Origin of the sequence: Tenacibaculum litopenaei, from assembly GCF_964514025.1 — a bacterium.
Classification (GTDB): Bacteria; Bacteroidota; Bacteroidia; order Flavobacteriales; family Flavobacteriaceae; genus Polaribacter; species Polaribacter litopenaei.
In genome coordinates this window covers 435,734-458,927 of record NZ_CAZEQT010000007.1, presented here as the reverse complement: position 1 = coordinate 458,927, position 23,194 = coordinate 435,734, and the positions used below count along the sequence as shown (strand labels likewise).

At 39.2% G+C, this 23,194-nt stretch carries 23 protein-coding genes; 6 read left to right on the top strand and 17 right to left on the bottom strand.

Annotated features, from left to right (window positions below):
- Positions 1-449 precede the first annotated feature (449 nt).
- From hemN to ACKTS5_RS16655, 4 genes are read right to left on the bottom strand one after another with little or no spacing between them, the layout of a single operon-like run.
- The gene (hemN, locus tag ACKTS5_RS16670; RefSeq protein ID WP_408045020.1) at positions 450-1,811 is read right to left on the bottom strand and encodes an oxygen-independent coproporphyrinogen III oxidase; all 1,362 of its coding nucleotides are present in this window, start codon (positions 1,809-1,811) and stop codon (positions 450-452) included.
- An 18-nt stretch (positions 1,812-1,829) separates the two neighbouring features.
- A complete protein-coding gene (deoD, locus tag ACKTS5_RS16665) occupies positions 1,830-2,528 on the bottom strand; it encodes a purine-nucleoside phosphorylase (protein WP_408045019.1) in 699 nt (232 codons plus the stop codon).
- Positions 2,529-2,538: 10 nt separating this feature from the next.
- Positions 2,539-3,204 (bottom strand): deoxyribose-phosphate aldolase, encoded by a 666-nt coding sequence (deoC, locus tag ACKTS5_RS16660; RefSeq protein WP_408045018.1) that lies wholly within the window; start codon positions 3,202-3,204, stop codon positions 2,539-2,541.
- 2 nt (positions 3,205-3,206) lie between these two features.
- A complete protein-coding gene (locus tag ACKTS5_RS16655; RefSeq protein ID WP_408045017.1) occupies positions 3,207-5,582 on the bottom strand; it encodes a heavy metal translocating P-type ATPase in 2,376 nt (791 codons plus the stop codon).
- A 101-nt stretch (positions 5,583-5,683) separates the two neighbouring features.
- Here ACKTS5_RS16655 and ACKTS5_RS16650 point away from each other — a divergent pair, with 101 nt between their 5' ends.
- The 3 genes from ACKTS5_RS16650 (at position 5,684) to ACKTS5_RS16640 (ending at position 8,202) form a co-directional block, all read left to right on the top strand.
- Positions 5,684-6,373, top strand: coding sequence for a Crp/Fnr family transcriptional regulator (locus ACKTS5_RS16650; protein ID WP_408045016.1), 690 nt, complete (start codon positions 5,684-5,686; stop codon positions 6,371-6,373).
- A gap of 187 nt (positions 6,374-6,560) precedes the next feature.
- The gene (locus ACKTS5_RS16645) at positions 6,561-7,106 is read left to right on the top strand and encodes an RNA polymerase sigma-70 factor (protein ID WP_408045015.1); all 546 of its coding nucleotides are present in this window, start codon (positions 6,561-6,563) and stop codon (positions 7,104-7,106) included.
- A gap of 598 nt (positions 7,107-7,704) precedes the next feature.
- Entirely contained in the window at positions 7,705-8,202 is a 498-nt protein-coding gene (locus ACKTS5_RS16640) for a hypothetical protein (RefSeq protein WP_408045014.1), read from the top strand.
- A 512-nt stretch (positions 8,203-8,714) separates the two neighbouring features.
- Here the strand turns inward: ACKTS5_RS16640 and ACKTS5_RS16635 are convergent.
- The 10 genes from ACKTS5_RS16635 to ACKTS5_RS16590 form a co-directional block, all read right to left on the bottom strand.
- Positions 8,715-9,851, bottom strand: a complete 1,137-nt coding sequence (locus tag ACKTS5_RS16635) for a mycothiol transferase (RefSeq protein ID WP_408045013.1) — start codon at positions 9,849-9,851, stop codon at positions 8,715-8,717.
- A 124-nt stretch (positions 9,852-9,975) separates the two neighbouring features.
- Positions 9,976-10,680 carry a DUF4369 domain-containing protein gene (locus tag ACKTS5_RS16630; protein WP_408045012.1) on the bottom strand — a complete coding sequence of 235 codons (705 nt, stop codon included), beginning with the start codon at positions 10,678-10,680 and terminating at the stop codon, positions 9,976-9,978.
- 108 nt (positions 10,681-10,788) lie between these two features.
- Positions 10,789-12,183 (bottom strand): DUF819 family protein, encoded by a 1,395-nt coding sequence (locus ACKTS5_RS16625; protein ID WP_408045011.1) that lies wholly within the window; start codon positions 12,181-12,183, stop codon positions 10,789-10,791.
- 30 nt (positions 12,184-12,213) lie between these two features.
- Entirely contained in the window at positions 12,214-12,882 is a 669-nt protein-coding gene (locus ACKTS5_RS16620) for a DUF2490 domain-containing protein (RefSeq protein ID WP_408045010.1), read from the bottom strand.
- Between the two features lie 67 nt (positions 12,883-12,949).
- Positions 12,950-16,144 (bottom strand): WD40/YVTN/BNR-like repeat-containing protein, encoded by a 3,195-nt coding sequence (locus ACKTS5_RS16615; RefSeq protein ID WP_408045009.1) that lies wholly within the window; start codon positions 16,142-16,144, stop codon positions 12,950-12,952.
- Between the two features lie 127 nt (positions 16,145-16,271).
- Positions 16,272-16,433, bottom strand: a complete 162-nt coding sequence (locus ACKTS5_RS16610; protein WP_408045008.1) for an Arc family DNA binding domain-containing protein — start codon at positions 16,431-16,433, stop codon at positions 16,272-16,274.
- Positions 16,433-17,356, bottom strand: a complete 924-nt coding sequence (locus ACKTS5_RS16605; protein WP_408045007.1) for an alpha/beta hydrolase — start codon at positions 17,354-17,356, stop codon at positions 16,433-16,435. Before ACKTS5_RS16605 ends, ACKTS5_RS16610 begins: the two co-directional genes overlap by 1 nt.
- Positions 17,353-17,850 (bottom strand): hypothetical protein, encoded by a 498-nt coding sequence (locus ACKTS5_RS16600; RefSeq protein ID WP_408045006.1) that lies wholly within the window; start codon positions 17,848-17,850, stop codon positions 17,353-17,355. The genes ACKTS5_RS16605 and ACKTS5_RS16600 overlap by 4 nt, the downstream gene beginning before the upstream one ends.
- A gap of 2 nt (positions 17,851-17,852) precedes the next feature.
- On the bottom strand, positions 17,853-18,011 hold the full coding sequence (locus tag ACKTS5_RS16595) for a DUF4177 domain-containing protein (RefSeq protein ID WP_408045005.1): 159 nt from the start codon (positions 18,009-18,011) through the stop codon (positions 17,853-17,855).
- Between the two features lie 13 nt (positions 18,012-18,024).
- On the bottom strand, positions 18,025-18,885 hold the full coding sequence (locus ACKTS5_RS16590; RefSeq protein WP_408045004.1) for an SPFH domain-containing protein: 861 nt from the start codon (positions 18,883-18,885) through the stop codon (positions 18,025-18,027).
- A 110-nt stretch (positions 18,886-18,995) separates the two neighbouring features.
- On the opposite strand from ACKTS5_RS16590, the gene ACKTS5_RS16585 reads away from it, so the two are divergent.
- The 3 genes from ACKTS5_RS16585 to ACKTS5_RS16575 all read left to right on the top strand — a co-directional run bounded on the left by ACKTS5_RS16585 (position 18,996) and on the right by ACKTS5_RS16575 (position 20,995).
- Entirely contained in the window at positions 18,996-19,775 is a 780-nt protein-coding gene (locus tag ACKTS5_RS16585; RefSeq protein WP_408045235.1) for a S1/P1 nuclease, read from the top strand.
- Between the two features lie 103 nt (positions 19,776-19,878).
- Positions 19,879-20,373, top strand: coding sequence for a TlpA disulfide reductase family protein (locus ACKTS5_RS16580; protein WP_408045003.1), 495 nt, complete (start codon positions 19,879-19,881; stop codon positions 20,371-20,373).
- 7 nt (positions 20,374-20,380) lie between these two features.
- Positions 20,381-20,995 (top strand): thioredoxin family protein, encoded by a 615-nt coding sequence (locus tag ACKTS5_RS16575; RefSeq protein WP_408045002.1) that lies wholly within the window; start codon positions 20,381-20,383, stop codon positions 20,993-20,995.
- A 53-nt stretch (positions 20,996-21,048) separates the two neighbouring features.
- Here the strand turns inward: ACKTS5_RS16575 and ACKTS5_RS16570 are convergent, their stop codons facing one another.
- The 3 genes from ACKTS5_RS16570 to ACKTS5_RS16560 form a co-directional block, all read right to left on the bottom strand.
- Entirely contained in the window at positions 21,049-21,693 is a 645-nt protein-coding gene (locus tag ACKTS5_RS16570) for an aspartyl/asparaginyl beta-hydroxylase domain-containing protein (RefSeq protein ID WP_408045001.1), read from the bottom strand.
- 93 nt (positions 21,694-21,786) lie between these two features.
- Positions 21,787-22,557 carry a hypothetical protein gene (locus ACKTS5_RS16565; RefSeq protein ID WP_408045000.1) on the bottom strand — a complete coding sequence of 257 codons (771 nt, stop codon included), beginning with the start codon at positions 22,555-22,557 and terminating at the stop codon, positions 21,787-21,789.
- Positions 22,558-22,626: 69 nt separating this feature from the next.
- Positions 22,627-23,190: a Crp/Fnr family transcriptional regulator gene (locus tag ACKTS5_RS16560; RefSeq protein WP_408044999.1), complete on the bottom strand. Its 564-nt coding sequence runs from the start codon at positions 23,188-23,190 to the stop codon at positions 22,627-22,629.
- Between the last annotated feature and the right edge of the window lie 4 nt (positions 23,191-23,194).

The window sequence follows — 23,194 nt, the reverse complement described above, 5'->3', positions numbered from 1 at the left end:
TCATGTTTACTTAATTTTAGAAGTTCTAAATAGTAGTAATACTCATGTATAATCAATAGAAAAGACATCAGTGCTACCAACGACAAAGTACTCTCACAAGTAAAAAACGAAGTTTTCTGTAGTTGCTGAATAGTAAGTGTCCAGTATTGAACGATTTAAGGGGCGTTGAGTAGGTAACTCAGGGAAAACCCTGATACCAAGTATAGGGGTAATAGGTATAGGTGAAGTTGTTGTATATGAGTACCTTTGGCCACTGAATGATTTCGCATTCTATTTAACTAGGGACTATAGGACGTTAAATTTTCGGACTCATTATATAGATTGAATTGTTAAGTTAGTAGAAAAATTAAATTGCTCATTTATAGTCCTTTTTTTTCACTTTATCATTTTGTTACAAACACTTACTATAAAATAAAATCCTGAGTTTTCGAGCTCAGGATTTATTTTAGTTAAATGGTCATAGAAAACAACTGAGTATCCGGCTGTTTTTCGTGGAGTTTTTTATCGAAGGCCATACAGATGTTTCGCACAAAAGGACGGGCTTTTTCCGGTACTTTTAAGCTGGTGTCATGCACCTGAACCAATCCGTCTTTTACGAGTTCACGCAGTTTTAACAAATGCAGTTCTACGTCTTTTATTTCGAGCGCAGGAGTTTCCCAAGAGGTAGTAAAATGACACATGATATTGAGGATGTGTTGGCGCATAACCAAATCGTCTTGAGTAAGAATATGACCTCTAAATACAGGAAGTATTCCGTCGTTAACCAAAGCTTCATATTCCTTAACAGTTTTGACGTTTTGGGCAAAGCCATACCAAGAGTCAGAAATCGATGACATTCCCAAACCAATCATCAGTTGTGTTTTATGTGCGGTGTAGCCCATAAAATTTCTGTGGAGCTTTTGCTGTATACTCGCTTTGTATAAACTGTCTGTAGGAAGCGCAAAGTGATCCATCCCGATTTCTTGATAGCCCATTTCAACGAATAGTGCTTTTCCTATTTCGTAGAGTTTGCGTTTGTCTTCGTTTTTAGGTAAGTCATTTTCATTAAAGCCACGCTGTCCAACACCCTTTACCCACGGAACATGTGCATAACTGTAAAAAGAAATTCGATCCGGTTGTAATTCTTTGGTTTTATTGATCGTATGGATAACGTTTTCCTTTGTTTGAAAAGGAAGGCCAAAAACTAAATCATGACTGATTGAAGTATAGCCAATTTCACGTGCCCATCGGGTAACCTTGGCCACTTGCTCAAAGGGCTGTACGCGATGTATGGCCTTTTGAACAGTAGGGTTGTAGTCCTGAACGCCAAAACTCACTCTTGTGAACCCCAAGTTATACAGTTGCAACAGGTGTTCTTTAGTGGTGTTGTTGGGGTGTCCTTCAAAACTGAATTCGTAATCAGGATGTTTCTGCGCTTTTTTTAACAAGCCCGTGATGAGTTGTTCCAAGGCCTTTGGCGAAAAGAAAGTTGGAGTACCACCACCGAGGTGAATTTCTCGAATAAGAGGAACTGAGCTGACCTGCTCTAGGTAAAGATCCCATTCTTTTAATACGGTGGCGATATAGGGGTCGGCAACTTCCTTACGTTTGGTAATGTGCTTATGACACGCACAAAAGGTACACAGCGATTCGCAAAAGGGGAGGTGGATATACAAACTAATCCCTTCCGCACTATTGCTCTCTTCAAAGGATTGGCGGAAGCTAGAAATCCACTTTTCACGACTAAAAGTCTTTTCATCCCAATAAGGCACTGTAGGGTAGCTCGTATAACGAGGTCCTGGTATGTTGTATTTTTGTATGAGCGTGTTCATAAGTCTTGAGGTATTGAATTAAGCAATGGACAAAGCCAAATTGATCATTTCTTTAAAAGTTTGTTCGCGTTCTGCTGCGCTAGTGTGTTCTTTGGTCACCAAACTGTCAGATATAGTTAAAATGGCCAAAGCATTTACGCGGTGCTTAGCTGCTATGGTGTACAGCCCAGCTGTTTCCATTTCGACACAGAGAACTCCGTAATCTGCCCACTGCTGGTAACTGTCATAATCATCCGCATAAAATTCATCGGAACTCAGAATATTGCCTGCTTTGATAGGGAGCTGTTGTTGTCGTGCCATTTCTATGGCTTTATTAAACAGTGAAAAACTAGCGGTAGGTGCAAAATCAGCTCCGTTGAACCTTATTTTGTTAAGTCCAGAATTGCTAGAGGCAGCCATGGCAATAACGATATCTCTGAGCTGTACGTCTTTTTGATAAGAACCTGCTGAACCCACTCGGATTAGATTTTTTACTCCGTAGGAGTTGATGAGTTCATGTGCGTAGATTAAGGTGGTTGGAATTCCCATTCCCGTACCTTGTACTGATACGCGTTTTCCATCGTAGTAGCCTGTGTAGCCCAACATGCCTCGAACTTCATTATAACAAACAGCATCTGTTAAAAAGTTTTCTGCAATCCATTTTGCACGAAGAGGATCACCTGGTAGTAATACGGTTTCTGCGATAGCTCCTTCAGGAGCGCCAATGTGTATACTCATAGTTTGTGGATTAATAACTGTCTTTTTTTGCTATTCCTTCAGTAACTAGAGCTACCCCCGATGAGGTTCCTAAACGCGTAACGCCGAGTGCTAGGTATTTTTCAGCGGTGTCCAAGTCGCGAATACCTCCTGCAGCTTTGATTGCAATGCCATTATTCGTAGCCGCAGCCATTCGATACACGTCTTCCAAAGTGGCTCCACCTGTTCCAAATCCGGTGGATGTTTTGATGAAATCCGCTCCAGCTTTCAATGAAATTTCACTGAGAGCAGTAATATGTGAAGCTTCTAGGTAGCAATTTTCAAAAATTACTTTCAATACCTTATCGCCGATTGCTTGTTTAATTTGAAAAATTTCGTCTTGTACAGCTGACAACTCTCCTTCGAGGACCTTGCCGATATTAACGACCATGTCTATTTCATCCGCACCGTTTTCTATAGCTTTCCGAGCTTCGAAGACCTTACTCTCGGTGTCCATAGCTCCTAAAGGAAATCCGATGACCGCCGCGACCTTGACCGCCGAGTTAGCGACACTTTTTTTAGCGAGTGCTACGCGACTTCCGTTCACACATACAGCGTAAAAATCATGAGTAATGGCTTCCTCACAGAGTTGTACAATCTGGGCTGAGCTAGCTGTTGGTTTTAACAAGGTGTGGTCTATATATTGGTTGATTTTCATAATTATTTGATTTTAGTTCCTAGGATGTTTGTGGCAATAGTAGTGAATAAAACGATACTGATTGAGCTCAATGGCATCAAGATGGCAGCTATGACAGGGGTTAACTGCCCAGTAACCGCAAAATAGAGGCCAATGACATTATAACACAAGGATAATATAAAACAATATTTGATTATTTGAATAGCTTTCTTTGCTACCTGTAAGTAGGTATTGATTTGTTCGAATTTAGTGGCGTCCAAGATAGCGTCACAGGCAGGAGAAAAGACATTGATATTCTCTGAAATCGCAATACCGACATTACTCTGTGCCAAGGCGCCTGCATCGTTGAGTCCGTCGCCGATCATCAAAACTTTCTTTCCCGCTTTTTGAAGTTCAGCCACATAGGCTAACTTATCTGCCGGTTTTTGGTGAAACAAGAACGTTGTTTTTTCAGGGAGTAGTGTACTTAAATAGTTTTTTTCTCCTTCATTATCTCCAGAAACTACTGCGAGTTCGCAGTGCTTTTCAAGGGCTGTAAAAACTTCTTTGATATGTGTTCGATACGCATTTTTCACGACAAATTTACCTGCGTATTGTTCATTTATGGAGATGTGTATGGCCGTTTCAAGGAGGTCCTTTTCTTCAGAAGCTCCTACAAAACTAGCAGCGCCCACGGTTATGTTCATTCCTTGATGACTGGCGCTAATCCCCTTACCAATATGTTCCTGAAAATTAGTTAAGGTGAGTTTCTCACTATGAGGTAAGTACGCGTATACCATTCTGCTCAGCGGATGGTTTGAGGAACGGAGCGTGTTCTTTAAGAGTTGAGTTTCCGCAGCTGAAAGCTCAGTACCCTGATACGTGATTTGATTTTCTGATGGAGTTGTTAAGGTTCCCGTTTTGTCAAAAATGACACTGTCAATGGTGGCCAATTGTTCAATGACAGTTGCGTTTTTTAAGTAGAATTTTCGCTTGCCTAGTATGCGTAGAAGGTTACCAAGCGTAAACGGAGCTGCCAATGCAATAGCACAGGGACAGGCGATGATTAAAACTGCCGTGACTACGTTGAGTGCTTTCCCGCTGTTGTACCAAAGCCAAAAACTCCCGGCTACAAATGCTATGGTTAAAACGGCAATGGTGAAATTTTTTCCAATTTTATCATTGAGCGTGGTAAAGGTTGATCGCTTATCTTTTTGAAACACGTCATTACTCCATAATTGAGTGAGATAACTCTGCGATACGGAGTGCAAAACTTCCATTTCTATAGTGCCCTCCAATTGCTTTCCTCCTGCAAAAATTTTATCTCCTGATTTTTTGCGAACAGGATGTGCCTCACCCGTGACGAAACTGTAATCTATTTGAGCATTTCCATTGATGACAATACCATCGACCGGAATTAATTCGTGGTTGCGAATCAGCAAGCGATCTCCTTGGACAACATCGTAAATTTGAATATTTTCTTCACTGCCGTCTTTGTGTATTTTCGTTACGGCAATCGGAAAGTAGGATTTGTAATCGCGTTCAAAAGAAAGAAAATTATAGGTTTTTCGCTGAAAGAATTTTCCGAGGAGTAAAAAAAAGACCAGTCCGGTTAAGCTGTCGAAGAATCCCGTTCCCTTATCAAATAAAATTTCATAGGTACTCCTAATAAAGAGTACTAGGATTCCGAGAGCAATGGGGACGTCTATACTGAGAATTTTGTTGCGAAGCCCTTTATAGGCAGTCGTAAAATAGTCAACACCTGCGTAGCCCACAACCGGAACAGAAAAGAAGAACATTAACCAACGGAATACGACTTTGTATTGATCGAGCCAAAATTCATTCACTTCAAAGTATTCCGGAAAGGATAAAAACATGACATTTCCATATGCAAATCCTGCCACGCCCAATTTATAAATTAGCGAGCGGTCTACTTTTTTACTGCCAACCTCATAGTCTTCTAAGCTTATATAAGGTTCGTAACCAATGCTACTGAGTAGTAAAACGACTTCTTTTAAGCTTATTTCTTCGGTGTTAAAACCAATTCTCACTGTTTTTTTAGGAAAGTTTACCTGTGACGAACTGATGCCCGAATGGAGTTTGTGTAGGTTTTCTAAAACCCAGATACACGAACTACAATGGATATGTGGGATGTACAATTGGACTACTTGGTGCTGTTCTTCATGAAATTCAAGCAGTTTAGCGATAATCGCCTCTTGTTCTAGAAAGTCATATTTACCTTGAATTTCTGACGGTGCTGCACCAGGTGCATTTTGTAAGTCGTAATAACAGGTAAGGTCGTTTGCTGAAAAAATTTCATAAACCGTTTTACAACCGTTACAACAAAAAAACTTTTCGTCAAGCACTATGGTGTCTGTTTCACATTCATTGCCACAGTGGAAACACACTTTATTTTTCATATTTACTCGTTTGCCTAGTGCAAAGGTCAGACAATACCCTCGTTAAAAATATGATATTTGTCAGCTTTTTAGTACCTTTGAGTACCTCAAAATGGCACGATATGAGCGGGAAATGTGAACAGTGTATTGTACGTCAGTTTAATTCACTAAAAGCACTAACTAAAGATGAGTTGGTGAGAATATCAGGATGTAAAACGTCTAAATACGTCAAAAAAGGAGAAATTCTTTTTGAAGAAGGCGAACATATTAATGGTGTATACTGTATTCGCGACGGTGTTTGTAAGGTTTCTAAAATGAGTGATAATGGAAGAGACCAGATTGTTCATTTGATTCGTAAAGGTGATCTCATTGGCGAACGAAGTCTCGTGAATAACGAAGTGTCAAATTTAAAGGCAATTGCAGTTAATGACATGGAGGTGTGTTTTATTCCCAAAGAAGAGATATTGAAAGATTTGGAGAAAAACCCTAACTTTACCATGGAGATTCTCAAGAACATGGCCCTGTCTCTAAAAAATGCAGATAATGTGATCGTCGATATGGCGCAAAAAACAGTAAAACAGCGCTTAGCCGCTACCTTGTTGTATTTGAATGATCGTTTTAACAGTACCGAAGCGGGAGCCATCGATATTCATTTATCACGTGAAGATATTGCGAATGTCATCGGTACAGCAACTGAGTCAGCAATTCGCTTGTTGTCAGAGTTTAAAAAGAAAGGCCTTATCAATTTAAAAGGAAAAGAAATTTTTGTTTTGAATGAAAAAGGATTGAAAGATATTTCCGACGGCTTTTAAGCCGACTTTTATAATTTCAATTTTTGTCATAACGAGTAGTATAAATTTCTAATTTAATATACGAATGCTATCGAGATTAAAAGGATAGCGAACTACCCCAGTTAACCCATACCCACCTAGACTTGTTGTTTAATAGAACAACGGCTTTGTCATGCACAATTTCGATGTTCACAAGAAACCTAGATCTATGGGGGATACTGTATTACTTCAATTATTAAAACGCAAAGATAATCGAGCTTTTAGCATGCTGTTCGATTTGTATTATCCGCGATTGTTGTGCTTTGCCGAAAGCTATGTAAAGAAAGAAGATGCCGAAGAAGTTGTTCACGACGTTTTTTTGAAACTGCATGAGAAGAAGTCATTAGTAGTGAAGAAAAGCTTGAGCAGCCTTTTGTTTACCATGACTCGAAATGCTTGTTTGGATCATCTCAGAAAGCGAAAGTATAATTTGTATTTAGACGATCCTTTTAGTTGCCTGGAAAACGAGCTGCAAGTAGCTACACTCCAAGATGACGTTAGCATGATGATCATCGAAGAAGAGCTGAATGAGCAAATTGCAAAGGCCATCGCAAACCTACCTGAAAAGTGCAGAAATGTATTTGTGAAAAGTCGATTTCATGGGTATAAGAATCGAGAAATTTCCCAAGAGTGTAACATTTCTATTAAAACTGTTGAGAATCAAATGACCAAAGCCCTCAAGCTCATGAGAGCTTATTTAAAAGATTTTTTGTGATTTTTTTTACTTCCCCATAGGGGGAAATCATTTTTCTTTCGTCTACATAGTAGGAGACACACTCAAGGTGGCAAAATTGGAAGGTGGCAAAATTGGAAGGTGGTGAAATTGGAAGGTGGCAAAATTGGAAGGTGGCAAAATTGGAAGGTGGTGAAATTGGAAGGTGGTGAAATTGGAAGATGGCGAAATTGGAAGATGGCGAAATTGGAAGGTGGCGAAATTGGAAGATGGCAAAATTGGAAGATGACAAAATTGGAAGTTAGCTAAATTGAATGAGATCAAAATTGAGTGGTAGTTATCGTTAGATCGATCGAAGTGAATAGCCGCCTCCGATATGTGGCAAGGGACGATGACAGAGAACCCGCAGGCCAGTAAATAGTGGACGAAGTGAGTGAGTGAGTGAGTGAGTGAGTGAGTGAGTGAGTGAGGAGGTGAATGAAGAAGCCTTACTGCAGTAGGAGCAGTGTAAAGGTTGACTGTTTTGGGTTAGTTGGGGTGGTACTAGTACTAGGAGCCCGTTAGAAAAGTTGAATTAGCAATTGTAGCAATAGAAAAGTTCTGATAATCTTCTAATAAAGGGAATATACAACGAAGAGTCATGGATGAAGTGAGTTTAATTAGGTATTTGGAGCGAAAAGTAACAAGAAAAGAAGAACGCGTTGTGATTCATTGGATACGGAAATCTAAAGGAAATCAGGAGCTTTTTAACAAATTGAAAGCGAATTGGGTGCTTTGTAGATTGCGAGAACTAGAAAGGAAAAATGAGGTACAGTTCAGAATAGAGAGAAATAAGATACAGCGAAGAAGAAAGAGAGGAGAGAAGGAAGTAGAGAAAACAATGGAGAAGAAGGGAGGAATTTATAGGAAAATGAAACAGGAACCAATACATTATGCGCTAGAGGAACAAAAGATAGCAAAGCAAGAAACTAGCACTAGTTGTTGGGAGAGGATAAGTAGAACGAAAAGAGGGAGGATTGTTGAAAGAGAGCAGGTGGGAGCCAATTGGTCGTATCTGAGATTAGGGAATAAGCTGTTGATAGCATTGAGTACTGTGGGATTATTGCTAATGGCAGGCTGTCTGAAAGCTTTTTGCTAGGACTTGGCATATGAAAAGAACCGAAATAAAATGAATAAAAACTGTATTAAATAATCGTAAAGCAATAAATATTAGTAGAAACAAAATGTATTATGATTAGTAAAAGAATGTTGTAATCTAGTTAGTTAGTAAGAGATTGTTGGGAGTGGAGGGGTGCCTTTTTCGTTAATTTTTGAATATTAGATATTTGGTTAATTGTTCTATTCCAATTCAAATCCATTTGCAACCAGCAATCTCTTTTTTAATTTCTCTAATGAGCAATCTCTTTTATAGAATGATTACAAAGTTTAGCATTGAATACAAGAAATATCCGTTGCATATAATCTACGGAGTAATAATTATGGTTTGCTTCACAGGGACAACAGGGGACTCCGCTTTTACCTTACTTACCATTAGTTTCCTTCAATGGTTATCCCCTGTTGTATCCCCTTGAGAATATGTACGATTCTCTTTTGAAGATTTTTGGTTTATTCATAAAAAAAATAGCGTACTAGAGTACGCTATTTTTTATATTAACTTTTAATATTTTTTTTGAGTTTTACCTCCTGTTCCAATTTAGGAATTCGCTTTTTTAAGAATAATATCTGACCCAAATGACTCGATTGATGTTCCATTACATGAAACCATGCGTATTGATTTGAAATGCCATTGCCAGGATTTACCTGCTTAAACCAACGATCATCCTTTTTGCGAAGCGCTTCAATAGTTCTCTTACGTACTTTGTTGTAAATGTCTAGGTAGTATCCAATTTCTTTGCCTTTGAGTACTTTTCTTCCTTCATCGTCCAAGTCCATCGCAGCTTTTAATTCCTTGTCTATCTTAGCGTCCTTGTAAGCCTCCCCAAGAGTGTATTTCTGATAATAAACCTCCGCAGCAGCTAAGTGTAATACCAACGCTCCAATACGATTGGCCTTGGCGTCGTGCAAGTGATCCGTTTCCCTTAAATCTAAATGCTTTACAGCTCCTGAAACACGAAGCCTTAAATCTTCTAACATCGAAATCATATTGTCAATCTGTGGATTTTTAGCATCCGCCTTACCAATTTTTCCTCGCTCGTATTCAGGAGTCTCAATTCCAGAACTGCGAATCAATAAAGAACGACTTCCTTCAGCAGCATCAGTACTCGAGCTAATAGTAAATTCCTTTACTCGAACAGATTTTCCAGCAGTGATAGACTCGTTCCAACTCTTTATTTTCTGATTGCGAATAGTCGTTTCAAAATTGTAATTGTCAATTGGGAATTCCTTGAACTTTCCTTGGTCGTCTTCGATGTATAAATGAAAATCATCAAACCAAAATGATCCATTGTATAAACACAAGCCTCCGAAATGTAAAGATGCCGCATTTTTGTCTAGCTTGCCCTCAACACTGTACTCTTTCCAGGTTGTCGATTTTATAGGGCGATCATTCATATTGTCAAAAAATCCAGGCTCACTATTGTTAGTGTCAACCCTGGCCCATAGCCCAGCCCAAGCTCTGTTGTCGTCAGGAGCTACTTTTACCTTTGCGACCAACTTGAATTTTTTGGGAGTCTTAGTTGAAATAGTTACAGATTGAACAAATGAGGTCCAATCTCTTGAAATGGTTTTTACTTGGGCAGTAGCACTGTAAATAAACAATGCACAAACCCAAAAAAGGTTGTTTTTCATATAGAGTAAATTTTTGCTAAAGATACACAAATCACTTTGGCTAAATCTATTCTTAGGAGAGGAAAGCCTGAGAATGGAGCAAAAAAAAAGCTGCTTAGAAGCAGCTTTTTACTATTGTTGGAAACTATTGTTTTTCCTTACTCTTAATTTCATCGACAAACTTTTGAAGACGTAGTCCGTAATCTGATTTCTTTACTTTGTCAGATAAGCTACTATTGATCGTATCTAAAAGTTTAATGTTTGCATCGTAAAGTTGCGTGAGGGCAATATACGGTGATGCTTCAGTATCTGCATTCGCAATTGCAAAATTGGTAGCAAAAAGCACACGTCTGCGTACCATCTTTTTATAATCCAGCTCAAGTTGCGCAATTAAAGCCTCGTCTTTTGCCTGCTTTGCCTCTAAGTCTTTCTTAACAAAATCTAATCGCTGATCGATAAAACGCTTGTCAACTTTGGCAAACTTATCCATTACTTCTTGGTTTTTAGACCCCGAAATTTTTGGAGCAAACCCGAATTCTTCAATATTGTCATTAATAGTAATTTCTCCTGGTTCTCCAAAGAACAAGAGTTTCTTGTTATCCTTATTTCCTGTAAAGGTTAAATAATACATCACTGGTGAAGTAACATCATCAGTTAAGGTAAAAGTGTCCTTGCCAAGTAAAGAAACTGAGTCAACAGAAATAATAGCAGTATCTTTCATTTTTTGGAGGTATAAGGTTCCTTTTTTAAGCCCTCTAATTTGACCTTTTACAATCATATTCCCCTGCTTTTTCGATGAACAAGCGAGCGCTACTATCGCTATTAAAAATGTAAGTAATACTTTTTTCATGTGTGTTTTCTTAAGAGTAATTGCTTAAAGCAATTGGTTGTTTCATTTAAGGATTGCAAATATGCAGAATTTTTATATTTATTTTAGGATCTTGCTAAAAGATTTGCATTAACTCATCCATTTCATCATAATTGCACAGAAAAATGCACCATAGGTACCTAAAGCATATCCGAAAACAGCTAGGAGTACGCCTACGGGTGCCAATGATGGATGAAAAGCTCCCGCAACCACCGGAGCAGAAGCAGCTCCTCCGATATTCGCCTTCGAACCTACAGCTAAAAAGAAATACGGAGCTTTGATAAGTTTTGCTACTAAGAATAAAAGTCCGACGTGAATTATCATCCAAACAAAACCAATAGCGAATAAGCTAATATTATCTACAATTGCATTCAAGTTCATTTTCATCCCAATCGCGGCAACGAGTATGTAAATAAATACGGTTCCAATTTTTGAGGCACCAGCACCTTCATACGATTTCACTTTTGTGAAAGATAGGGCAATACCTATAGTAGTTGCGGTGATAATTAACCAGAAAAAAGAACTCCCCAAACCAAAATCGACCAATCCAGGTAAATTTGTTTTAATCCAAGGACCGAGATTGTCTCCTACTATGTGTCCTAAAGTAGTTACCCCAAAAGGAATACCTAATAAGATCATCAAGTCGTGAAACGAAGGAATTCGAGCCGTTTCAAGAGAGTATTTTTCCATTTTGTCTTTGAGTTCGGTAATGGATGAATTATCCGCTTTTAACCAACGGTCTAAGGCATCCGATTTAGCAACTCCTAAGAGTAAAAACGCCATCCAAACTTCGGCTACCAAAACATCCACAACAGCCATAATACTGAACAAGCTGTCGCTTACTTCCCATTGTTCTTTCATAGCGAGTTGATTTGCACTACCACCAATCCAACTACCTGCCACTGTTGACAAGCCTTTCCACAAATCAGTACCTTCTACTTGTACTAAGATGTCAGGGGCGACGAATTTAAAAAATACGATGGCGATTGGACCTCCAATCATAACACCTACCGTTGCTGTTAAGAACATGATCAATGCTTTTGGCCCTAATTTGAACACTCCCTTTAAATCGATACTTAAGGTTAACAATACCAAAGAAGCAGGGAGTAAGAAACGAGAAGCTATAAAATAAATACTGCTCTTACCTGTAAATTGTTGGTATTCTGCAGCGGCAATCTGATGCGTGCTGATGTAGTTTTTGAGTTCTTCTAGGTTATGAACGCCGTCCAAATTGCCATAGACCTTGCTGAGGTGGGCAATAGTGGCTTGAACATCAATCCATTTATCAGCGATAATGCCTATAGAACTGAAAATAGAAGGAACAAAGTAACACAGCAATAAAGCCGGAATAACTTTGTAAAATTTAGAGAATAACGGGTGTTTAGAAGTATAAAATATTCCTGCTAAAATCATGCATAACACTCCAAATATGGTGGTGTCTTTTGCTAAAAAAGGAATATCATTAGTAATTTCGGTTATATTCATATGGAAAAAATTTTGGCAAATGTAAGAAAACTATTGAGGGCGTTTTGATTTTCGCTGTGTGCTAAAGGCGACCCCAATTTGCAGTCGGTTAAAACTGGCAGTATTGGTAGCGATATTCATAAACCCTAGTTTGAATTTAGTGGTCGAACTCAATTTGTAAGTAAAACCGCCTCCCAACCAGTTTTGAGCAAAGGTTTCTCCTTGGAAATTAAAGAATACTTCATCAAACAAATAGGTACCCCATCGCTTGTTTAAAGGGTAGGAGAACCCTAGCTCATAGCGAATCCAATGCTGTGTATCACGTTCAAAAAATCGGTGTTCAAGTCGAATGCGATGCGCTAATTTTAACTTTGCAATGGCGTGATTTATAAGTACATCTTCGTACAATCGATGTTCGTTTTCGGTACCACCGCGCTGACGATAGCTAGCGTCCGTATTAAGGTAGGCATATCCTCCCGTAAGGCTAAGGTGCTTATTGATCTTGTAATTTGCTCCTATTCTAAAGAGGTATTGTTGTAATTCATCAGCAACTTCAAACATTCTGAAGTGCGCGAGTGATTTTAATTTCCATGAGGCAGCTAGTTCGTGGGATCCTCCATACATATACCAGGCTCCCAGTTGACTTTCGGGGTTAGACTGCGCTTGCGTTGGGAAATGATAGCTACTAAGTAAGATGCATACGATCAATAATTTTTTCATGTAAAGAGCTTTTAAAACAAATCTCCTGCGTGAACAGGAGATTTTGTTTTCATTTACGTAAAAATAATTATTTTATCGAGAAATTCGTAATTTCCTTAAAAGGAGATATTTGGATCTTTTCAGCAGCAGTCTGATAGGTCTTCCATTCGGTGTCAAAAAAGCTATTTGTTTCTTTTAGTGCTTTATTCAGAGCCTCTCTAATTTGAGTAACTAGGCGTTGTTCTGTGGAAGTTTGTGCACCAAAACGACTGTTAACATACCATCGTGCCGTGTTAAGACGCTGGTATACATTGGGCTCAGGGTTTCTCGTGATTCCCTGTCGCTTGTCTCTTTTGCCTAGATATTGATCGAGTAAGGCATCGATGGTTTTAATCATTTTTCCCGATGCTTCAATCGTAGTTTTGTAGCGCTTTTTATCTTTCTTGCTCAATTTAGATTTGTATCCTTGAGCTATTTTTTTCGACGTTACTAATTGTTTTACAGCGGCAGCTATGGTTTCTTGGTAGCTTTCAAGCTTTTTTGCCGTTTGGTACTTTTCAGTCATGGCTGATGTTGACATCTCCAAGCGAGGATCGTAGCTTACTGTTATCGTTGTCTCTGATACCTGATCACCGTAGGTCGCTTTTACGCGGTAGTCACCTGGTAATACGCGTACACCTCCTGGTTCTCTTTTTGAGTTACGCAGTACTCGTGAAGGACGCGTAACACCCTTTTCATCCATATTCCAGGTAATTTTATGCACCCCGTGTTTCTTCGGAGCTTTGCGTTTGAGCGTTCTGATAAGTGTGGTTCCTTTATAAATATCAAAGGTAATAGAGTCGAATTTAACGATGGGTTTATCAGTACTTTCAGTAGTACTCTTCGCTTTTGATTGCTCTTTTTTAGCTTTTTTCGGTGGGTGAAGGAAATATGAAATTTTTGCTCCACGACCCCTATTTTGACCATTGAATAAGGCATCTGCGCCAAACCTACTTCCCGATGGTTGTTGATACGCAGCTAAATAGGCCGTTGGAGGTGAAAATACTGTGAGTTTCTCTTGTAGTACGCTAGGTTTTGTAGCCATGGCTCTCAAGGGGCGAATATCGTCGAGTACCCAAGCAGCACGTCCAAAAGTCCCGATTACCAAATCGTGTTCTCTAGGATGGATAACTAAATCTTTTACAGATACGGTAGGAAATCCATTGGTCCATTTTGTCCAGTTTTTTCCAGAGTTTATAGAGACGTATAATCCGTCATCTGTTCCTAAAAATAGGAGGTTCGGAGTTACAGGATCCTCGATGATACACAGCGCATAGCTTTTTACATCTTCGGCATCTACGATACGCTCCCAAGTTTTTCCGTAATTTTTAGTTCTATATGCGTACGGTGTATAATTAAAGCGTCGATAATCGTTCGCTACTAATAGTGCTTCACCTTTGTTTTTGTTGGAAGCTTTGATTTGAGTAATCCAACTGTTTTTCGGAAGTCCTTTGATCGTGTTAGAAACGTTTTTCCAAGTAGTACCACCGTCTTGTGTAAGCTGTACTTGACCGTCATCAGTGGCAACCCAAAGCATGTCTTTTTCTAAAGGAGAAGGTTCGATAACCAGGATAGTACAGTGGTTTTCGGCCCCCGTGGCATCCATAGTCAACCCACCACTTTCTGATTGTTTTAGTTTTGCTGGATTATTGGTCGTTAAATCGGGTGATATAATTTCCCAAGTAAGTCCTTTATCTTTTGATTTGTGTACGTATTGACTTCCGAAATACAAGGTAGCATTGTCAAAAGGGTCACCATTGATGGCCGCATTCCAATTGAAGCGCAGGCGAACTTCAGGATTTGGATGTGTAGGGCGTACTGTGTAATTGTTACCTGTTACATGGTCGTAGCGAGAAACGAATCCTTGTTGACTCATGGTCCAGCCATAACGTGAATCATCCTTATCAGGAACTACGTCAAAGCCGTCTCCAAAACTAATTTCTTGCCAATAAGAGTTACGTATCCCCTGAGCTTTCCAAACATAGGCGGGGCCTCTCCACGATCCGTTGTCTTGCATACCACCGTATACATTATACGGGAATTCATTATCGACATTAATATGGTAAAATTGCGCAATGGGTAAATTTCCAATAAATCGCCACGTTTTACCGTGATCACGTGTGATATTGAGTCCACCATCATTACCATCGATCATAAAAGAACCGTCTTTAGGGTGAATCCACCAAGCGTGGTGATCGGGATGTACACCGTTACTCACACCATAGGCAGGCATCAGTTGTCTAAAACTCTTTCCACCATCATCAGAAACATTTACATACGTGAAAATGGTATACAATCGGTTTTCATTTTGTGGGTCTACATAAATTTCGGAATAATAAAAAGGTCGATTTCCAATTCCTTTTTTATCGTTTATTTTTTTCCAAGTAAATCCGGCATCTACACTTTTATACAGCGCATTTTTTTTCGCTTCTACTAGCGCGTAGATAGTGTTTGGATTTGAAGGCGCTATGGCAACGCCAATTCTTCCGAGTTCTCCTTTAGGAAAACCTTCTTTGTCTGTAATTTTCTTCCAAGTATCTCCACCGTCATGGGTGATGTACATTCCACTTCCTGAACCTCCAGATTTAAAGAACCACGGATCGCGTTTGTGCTCCCACATAGTTGCGATGATTTTATTGGGGTTCGCAGGGTCCATAACTAAATCAGCAGCTCCTGATTTTTCATTGGTAAATAAGATTTGTTTCCAAGTTTTTCCACCGTCGATGGTTTTGTACACGCCGCGTTCTTTGTGAACTCCCCACGGCGATCCTATAGCTGCCGCGTACACGATGTTCGGATTATTGGGGTGGATGAGGATGCGGTGAATGTGACGCGTTTTTTCTAAGCCCATGGCTTTCCATGTTTTTCCGGCGTCGAGTGATTTGTAAATACCATAACCGCCGTTGAGGCTATTTCTAGGATTTCCTTCACCTGTTCCCGCCCAAATAACACTGGGGTTTGATTGTTGTATGGCTACCGCTCCAATAGAAGCGGTCACTTCCTTTTCGAAAATAGGCTGCCATTTAATACCTCCTGAAGTAGATTTCCATACTCCTCCGGAAGCCGTTCCGACATACATGATATCAGGGTTGTTTTGTACTACATCAATGGCAGTAACACGTCCGCTCATACCCCCGGGACCTATATTTCTCGGTTTCATGTTCTTTACTAAATCCATAGAAAACTCTTGACTGAATCCTAGGATTGTGGTAAAAAATAAAACAAATAATAACTGTTGTTTCATGTGTAAGTTTAATTAGTACGTTTGTAATCAGGTAAAAATATTAATTAAACTTCTTAAAAAAATGTTAAGGAATAGAAAGACCTTCCTCGGGAAAGGAAGGTCTGAAAAATAGTTGTTTTAGAATTGCTTACTCTTTTTTCTTAGGAGCTCTATTGGCTTCTTTTAGCACCTTCATTAGCATCCACTCAATTTGACCATTGGTAGATCTAAATTCATCTGCAGCCCATTTTTCAATGGACTTTAACATGTCTTCTTGTATGCGTAATGCAAATGCTTTTTTCTTTGACATTAGGGTTGTTTTACAAATTTAACGATGGCGTTAACTAAAGTTACAGACAAGGGAAACGAAGGATCCGTATAGGAAGTCATGTTATCCGAGTCTTTTTGTATGGTTTTAAGAACGTGATTCATGTTCTTAATGAGCACCAATGTAGCCTTAGGTACCGCGTCTTTTAAAAGTTGTGCATCTCGAACAGCCACCTGAAGATCTTTTTCTCCTTGAATAATCAATAAAGGTTGTTGTAATGTACTAGCAACTTTAGTAGGATGATAGTGCATCCAAGAACGCAAAAAGGCGTGCATTGGTTTTGCAAAAATATTCATTAGCATCGGATTAATTTCCTTTATAGTACCTGTTTTTTCAAGTTCTTCAAAGTGTTTTTTCGCAAAAGGAGCTAATATGGCTGCATTTTTTGCGATTTGCTGCACGATGATTTCTTGAATAGGACTTGCTGGTCCAGCCAAAGATATAATCTTATCACTGTTTTTAGCTCCAAGCATGGCAACTAATGATCCTTGACTGTGACCGATTAACACGATTTTAGAAAAACGCTTCTCTTTTTTTAAGTGGTCAACCACAATTTGTAAATCTGTGACGAGATCGTCAAATAAGGTTGTTTTTAACAGGTCTTTGTTAGCGCTGTTCGCAGTTCGTTTGTCATAGCTGAAAAAAGCAAGGCCTCGAGCGTTTAATGAATCTCTACATTTTTGGATGTAGCGGAGCGGTAAAAGCCCTTTTTGCGTTCCATTCCTATCGATATTTCCTGACCCGTGAACCCAAATGACTAGCGGTTGGGTTGTTTCCGTAAAACTCAGCGTTCCAGACAAGGTGATTGGTCCGTTCATGAGAGTTATGTCTTCGCGTTGAACTTGCGAAAACACGCTAACTGAATGGAGTATCAGTGCACTAATGTATAGAATAAATCGAATCATTCTTTTGAATCTTTTATATAGTTTTTTAAGACTTGCTTAACGGCTTCTTGTTGTTGCGTACCGATGAGGATTTTCTGACCAGTATTCAGTACGAGCTGAATACCAAGGGAACCAGAAACATTCACGGCAAGCCCTCCTTTGGTGTTCCAAAGAGCTCCCGACTTCAATCCCCATCCCCCGTATTCACCGATGGCGTCATAGGTACGAAGTTCGGCACTTGCAATACTTGACCAAGCGATGAGTCTCTTTTTTCGGTGTAAGGGAAAAAATTGATAATGTATGCCGAGCTCGTCTATGCGTGTGCTCAGTTTGAATAAAAAAATGCTACCCGTAGCAAGGACTAGTAAAGCCAGTAGTCCTAGTAAACGAAAAAGTGAAACTTCTTCGTTAAAGTACGCTTGGAACAGAATAACACTGGGAACAAGGGTGCTAATACCGAGTAGGATCAGCAACCAAGGTTGTGTAAATCGCTGTACCTCCTTAAATACCTTCATGACTATCTGTTTTTATCGCGTTCAAAAATAATTCGCGCAGATTGTTCTGCTACATGCAATACTCGCCATCCTTGTTTTGCATAGGTGTTTAAGGCTTCTTCTAAGCGTTGGTTGTTTTTGGTCAATCCTACTTTATAATTGATTACTTTGTATTCTTTCATAGTATGTGATTATTTATTGATTTAACGTTCCGGTGTTCACTACAGGAGTGGCTTCTCTGTCACCACACAATATAACCATTAAATTACTTACCATGGCTGCTTTGCGTTCTTCGTCAAGTTCTACAATGTCTTTTTTATTGAGTTCGTCTAAGGCCATTTCTACCATGCTTACAGCTCCTTCTACAATTTTATGACGGGCGGCAACGATAGCGGTTGCTTGTTGGCGTTTTAGCATGGCACTGGCAATTTCCTGTGCATAGGCAAGATATCCTATTCGAGCTTCAAGAACTTCAATTCCTGCAATGGCTAAACGCTCTTCCAATTCTTTTTCAAGTGCATCACTTACTTCGTTTAAACTCGATCTCAAGGTAATTTCTTCTTCGTGACCTTCATCAGCAAAGTTGTCATAAGGATACATACTTGCCAACTTACGAACGGCAGCATCCGTTTGTACTCGTACGAAATTTTCGTAATTGTCCACATCAAAAGCGGCTCTGTAGGTTTCGGTAACCTTCCAAACAAGAATGGTACTGATCATAACCGGATTACCGAGTTTGTCATTTACTTTTAAACGCTCACTGTCAAAATTACTCGCTCTAAGTGAGATCTTCTTTTTGGTATAAAATGGATTTGCCCAAAACAATCCGTTTTGTTTTACGGTACCGATGTATTTTCCGAAAAGTAAAATTACTTTCGAAGAATTTGGGTTGACAAGAATAAATCCGGTAGAAAAAAACAATCCTAGTACAATGAATACTATGTATGCTGGGTTTTCTTCGCGAATGGCAAATGCAATTCCACCGATGATTAAAGTAAAAACAACGAGTAGTATGAGATATCCGTTGGCTGGTTTGATAATTTTTTCTGATTCCATATTAATTAATTTGATATTATTTTGATATCATAAATATATGAAAAAAAGTTATATAAATCCAAATGTTGTTTTTAGCTATTATGTACCTTAGCAAAAAATATTCAAAAATGATGAAACGTATTATAACGATAACCCTCAGTTTTATTTGGGTACTCGGAGCTTTTGCTACGGATGATGTTTGGGGTCCAACAGGACATCGAGCTACGGGTAAAATTGCGGAAAAGCATTTGACTAAAAAAGCAAAAAGAGCGATTGACGAATTACTTGAAGGAGAGAGTTTGGCCTTTGTGTCTACCTATGCAGATGAGATTAAGTCGGATAAGAATTACAGAAAATTTTATCCGTGGCACTATGTGAATATGCCTTTGGATGGGAATTATGAAACAGCAGCTAAAAATCCGAAAGGCGATTTAGTAACCGGAATTCAACACTGTATCAAAGTTTTAAAAGACAAGAATGCATCGGTGGATGACAAGCGCTTTTATTTAAAAATGTTGGTGCACCTTATCGGTGATTTACATCAACCTATGCACATAGGTCAGAAAGAAGACAAAGGAGGAAACACCATCCAAGTGCAGTGGCATGGACGCGGTTCCAATTTGCACAGAGTATGGGATGAAAATCTGATAAAAAAATGGGATATGAGTTATGTAGAGCTCGCAGATAATGCCAAGCATTTAAGCAAGCACCAAATTAAAGCATTGCAAGCGGGTTCTGTTTTGGATTGGGTGAAGGATACGCATAGCTTAACGAAGAAAGTGTACAAATCGGCGAAAGTAGGAGAGAAGCTCGGGTATCGCTATTCGTATGTGTACTTTCCAATAGTGCGTCAACAATTACAAAAAGGAGGTTTGCGTTTGGCAAAGCTATTAAATGATATTTTTGACTAAGCAAAGAGTAGTCAGCACCCTAAAAGCCTTGGTATTCTTGCCAAGGCTTTTTAATTGTATCCACTAAAATTTTTCATTATTTTTAGAGAAGCAATAAACTAGTATGAATAAATTTCTAATTTTGATAGGCTTCCTAACGACGATCAGTTACGGACAGTCTAATAAATACGCAGAGGTAACAGCGCTTTCTAGTGTCGATTTTGAAGGCTTAAAACCTCACCTGACCACTCAAAGTGACAGTACCTATATCGTAAATTTTTGGGCAACTTGGTGTAAGCCCTGTGTAGAGGAACTTCCCTTGTTTGAGTCAATTTCAAAACGCTATAAAAAGAAAAAGGTAGCAGTGATATTGGTGAGTTTAGATTTTCCAAAACACCGAGATACGGCCCTCTTGGAGTTTATTAAAAAGCACCAATTGCAGTCAGAAGTAATTCACTTAGACGATCCGAAAGAACAGCAATGGATACCGAAGGTAGATCCTAATTGGACTGGGTCAATTCCCGCTACGCTCATTTACGATGCGAAAAAGAGAAAGTTTTATGAGCAAACCTTTAAAAAAGGTGCCTTAGAAAACGAATTAATTAATTTTTTAAAATAAAGCAATCATGAAAATTTTAAAATCAATAGGAGTTGTAGTCGCCCTTGTAACTTGTTTGGCCTTTGCAGTAAAAGTAGATACTGGGTATAAGGTAGGTGATGTAGTAACTGATTTTTCGTTGAAAAATACGGATGGAAAAATGGTGTCGATGGCCGATTTTCCGAACGCTAAGGGATTCATTGTCGTATTTACCTGTAATATGTGCCCGTATTCGGTAGCAAATGAAGATAGAATTCTCGCATTGGACAGAAAGTTTAAAGGAAAAGGATATCCCGTAATCGCCATCAACCCAAATGATCCTGCGGTTTCACCTGGTGATGGATTTGCAGAAATGAAGGTACGTGCAGCGGAAAAGAAGTTTACATTTCCGTATTTGTTTGATGAAAAGCAGGAAGTATACCCTCAGTTTGGAGCTACGAGAACACCGCATGTTTATATCTTAACCAAAAAGGAAGGGGCTGTCGTGGTTTCTTATATCGGAGCTATTGATGATAGTTCTCGAAATCCAGAAGCTGTTACAACGCGTTATGTCGATGAAGCAGTACATGCATTACTCCGAGGAGCTGCGCCAAAAACAACCTATACAAAAGCGATTGGTTGTAGTATTAAAACGAAGAAGTAAGTTAGAAATACGGTCTAAAAAAATCCCCAAGGCAAGAGCTTTGGGGATTTTTTTTAGGCTTCAAACTGACGTTCTTTAACCGCATTTTCTGATTCTTCTAGATTGAGTTGCGTTCGCAACCATTTGTTGGGTATTAGATCGATGGTCAAATTTACGCGCTCTGTGGTTCCTAAATTATCCACTTTGTGCGGGTCATCGAGTTTGAGGTACCAACATTCTCCAGGTTGCATAGTCACAATGCTATTGTTGAGGTAAAAGGTAACCTGGTTGTTTTTCAATATGGGAATGGTAATTCGAATAACCGATTTAGGAACTTCCAAAGCCAGTGTTGGGTCTGTGTGTTCTTTGACAATAGCTCCAGGAGCAAGTCGAAGTAAACGAACCAAAGTGACCGTAGTATGGGTTTTAAAATAATCGATGATTTCTGTAAGATACGCTGAGTTTTTTAAGGCTTCCGTATCGAGCCAGTCGGTCCAAGAACCATCGGCATAATCATTTGCCGGAGGTGGAAAAGGTAGACTGGGATTTACCATATGAGCAGGTGCTCTCAGTGGAATTACATCGTAATACTCATAACTCGTTAAGTGGTTTTTCTTTAAAGCTTCGAATTCTTGAAGCATCTTTTCGACGTCGAAGTGGACAGGTAACTGTATCCTATCACTGTACTTCGGGGGACGGAGGTTTGATAGATTAGACATCGCGTAAGTAAGTTAATAAATTAATTAGTTGTTTTCTTTAGCCTTCTGTTTGACTGACTAGTCCCTTAAAGGTAATTAAAAAATACTTGATAATCAATGCTTTTGGGTATAAATTAAACGGTAGAGTATGGGTTGTGCTCCCACATTATTTGCATAAAAGTTATCCAATACATACGAACGAAAGGACGATTTAAATAGTAATTTAGGGAGGATGTCCCAAATGCTCGGCCAGGAACAATGGTTGATGATACTGTAAGAACTCGAACTATCAGGTAAGAGTAGCACAGAGTTTTTGAGTTGGGTTTCCTTCTCAAACCAAGAGGCGGTATATTCCCAGATACCTAGGTTTTGAGCTGTGTTTTCTGCGCTGAAATAGTTGAAGAGAAAAGTGTGGCCTGCAAGGGGAGGAACAGGTCCAATTTGACGAATGTTGGAAGCCTGTGTTATCGTAGTTTTATGAGCGAGCTGATTGAGTTTTTGTACGAGCTGTTGAAAAGTTGGGGAACTCATAAGAGTTTGTCGAGAGTTTTCGCAATCGATGCTAATAAAAATGACGAAGTCGTAAGCAGCAAACTGATGTTCGGCGTAGTGTTCTCGAATATATCGCCCTCTACCTGGAGGCCTCAATTTTGCTTTGAATAAAGAGAATTCCATAGCTGGGTGCTGTGCCTGAAGTTTTTGAAGAGCCTCTGTACTCAAACCAATGGCAGCCTTTTTTTTCGAAGATGTTCGCCAATAAAAAGGAGTGCTACTACGATCGATTTCAGCAGCAATATGGATGAATTTCGCCGAACTAGTGGCACATAGGCTTACTTTGGGATAACGAAGGTGTTCATGGACGATGGTGAGCTTTGCTTGTTTCATATGTGTTAAAGTTTAGTGTCAAAATTCATCTTTTGACGACTTGAATCCTTTAACAAATGATAAAAACACTTATTTAGCTCGAATTCTACTCAAAGAAACTTGGGTGATACCGAGATAGCTAGCCACATCTCCTAAGTTTATACGTTGTAGGAGTTCGGCGTTTTGTTGAGAGAAATTTTTATAACGAATACTCGCATCCTGTTCGAGCATTTCTGAAATACGTTGGATCATGTTGAGGTTAGCCATTAGCATAAATTTGCGATAAGCGGTATTTATGGACGGATGCTGTGTACACAATTGTTCTAATGCCTGTAATGGAATAGCGAAAGCTTTTGTAGTAGCGAGGGCTATGATTTCGTATTTGTCACTGGTGTTTCCGTAAAAGCTAGCCAAGTCTGTAACCGCCTCTCCTTCCTTAAAGAAACGCATGATAAACTCTTTATCATCCTTAAAAAAACGCAACTTTACCAGGCCTTCTTCAATAAAAAATAACTCTTGGCAGCCCTGATGTACCCGAATGAGGGGGGCACCCTTTTTTACCGAATACTTTTCATAACCAACTTTGGTTAGGGCCTCAATAGCCTCTGGTGTTAAACGGGTAATTTTGGAGAATAAACGAATACAAGGATTCATAGTT

Excerpts from the sequence above, each read along its gene's own strand:
- ACKTS5_RS16595 (WP_408045005.1), bottom strand. The coding sequence starts at position 18,011 with ATGAAAGAATACAAAGTAATCAATTATAAAGTAGGATTGACCAAAAAC.
- deoD (WP_408045019.1), bottom strand. The coding sequence starts at position 2,528 with ATGAGTATACACATTGGCGCTCCTGAAGGAGCTATCGCAGAAACCGTA.
- ACKTS5_RS16615 (WP_408045009.1), bottom strand. The coding sequence starts at position 16,144 with ATGAAACAACAGTTATTATTTGTTTTATTTTTTACCACAATCCTAGGA.
- ACKTS5_RS16625 (WP_408045011.1), bottom strand. The coding sequence starts at position 12,183 with ATGAATATAACCGAAATTACTAATGATATTCCTTTTTTAGCAAAAGAC.
- ACKTS5_RS16600 (WP_408045006.1), bottom strand. The coding sequence starts at position 17,850 with ATGAAGGTATTTAAGGAGGTACAGCGATTTACACAACCTTGGTTGCTG.
- ACKTS5_RS16560 (WP_408044999.1), bottom strand. The coding sequence starts at position 23,190 with ATGAATCCTTGTATTCGTTTATTCTCCAAAATTACCCGTTTAACACCA.
- ACKTS5_RS16585 (WP_408045235.1), top strand. The coding sequence starts at position 18,996 with ATGAAACGTATTATAACGATAACCCTCAGTTTTATTTGGGTACTCGGA.
- ACKTS5_RS16650 (WP_408045016.1), top strand. The coding sequence starts at position 5,684 with ATGAGCGGGAAATGTGAACAGTGTATTGTACGTCAGTTTAATTCACTA.
- ACKTS5_RS16630 (WP_408045012.1), bottom strand. The coding sequence starts at position 10,680 with ATGAAAAAAGTATTACTTACATTTTTAATAGCGATAGTAGCGCTCGCT.
- ACKTS5_RS16640 (WP_408045014.1), top strand. The coding sequence starts at position 7,705 with ATGGATGAAGTGAGTTTAATTAGGTATTTGGAGCGAAAAGTAACAAGA.
- ACKTS5_RS16590 (WP_408045004.1), bottom strand. The coding sequence starts at position 18,885 with ATGGAATCAGAAAAAATTATCAAACCAGCCAACGGATATCTCATACTA.
- ACKTS5_RS16570 (WP_408045001.1), bottom strand. The coding sequence starts at position 21,693 with ATGTCTAATCTATCAAACCTCCGTCCCCCGAAGTACAGTGATAGGATA.
- deoC (WP_408045018.1), bottom strand. The coding sequence starts at position 3,204 with ATGAAAATCAACCAATATATAGACCACACCTTGTTAAAACCAACAGCT.
- ACKTS5_RS16610 (WP_408045008.1), bottom strand. The coding sequence starts at position 16,433 with ATGTCAAAGAAAAAAGCATTTGCATTACGCATACAAGAAGACATGTTA.
- hemN (WP_408045020.1), bottom strand. The coding sequence starts at position 1,811 with ATGAACACGCTCATACAAAAATACAACATACCAGGACCTCGTTATACG.
- ACKTS5_RS16645 (WP_408045015.1), top strand. The coding sequence starts at position 6,561 with ATGGGGGATACTGTATTACTTCAATTATTAAAACGCAAAGATAATCGA.
- ACKTS5_RS16580 (WP_408045003.1), top strand. The coding sequence starts at position 19,879 with ATGAATAAATTTCTAATTTTGATAGGCTTCCTAACGACGATCAGTTAC.
- ACKTS5_RS16635 (WP_408045013.1), bottom strand. The coding sequence starts at position 9,851 with ATGAAAAACAACCTTTTTTGGGTTTGTGCATTGTTTATTTACAGTGCT.
- ACKTS5_RS16605 (WP_408045007.1), bottom strand. The coding sequence starts at position 17,356 with ATGATTCGATTTATTCTATACATTAGTGCACTGATACTCCATTCAGTT.
- ACKTS5_RS16575 (WP_408045002.1), top strand. The coding sequence starts at position 20,381 with ATGAAAATTTTAAAATCAATAGGAGTTGTAGTCGCCCTTGTAACTTGT.
- ACKTS5_RS16565 (WP_408045000.1), bottom strand. The coding sequence starts at position 22,557 with ATGAAACAAGCAAAGCTCACCATCGTCCATGAACACCTTCGTTATCCC.
- ACKTS5_RS16620 (WP_408045010.1), bottom strand. The coding sequence starts at position 12,882 with ATGAAAAAATTATTGATCGTATGCATCTTACTTAGTAGCTATCATTTC.
- ACKTS5_RS16655 (WP_408045017.1), bottom strand. The coding sequence starts at position 5,582 with ATGAAAAATAAAGTGTGTTTCCACTGTGGCAATGAATGTGAAACAGAC.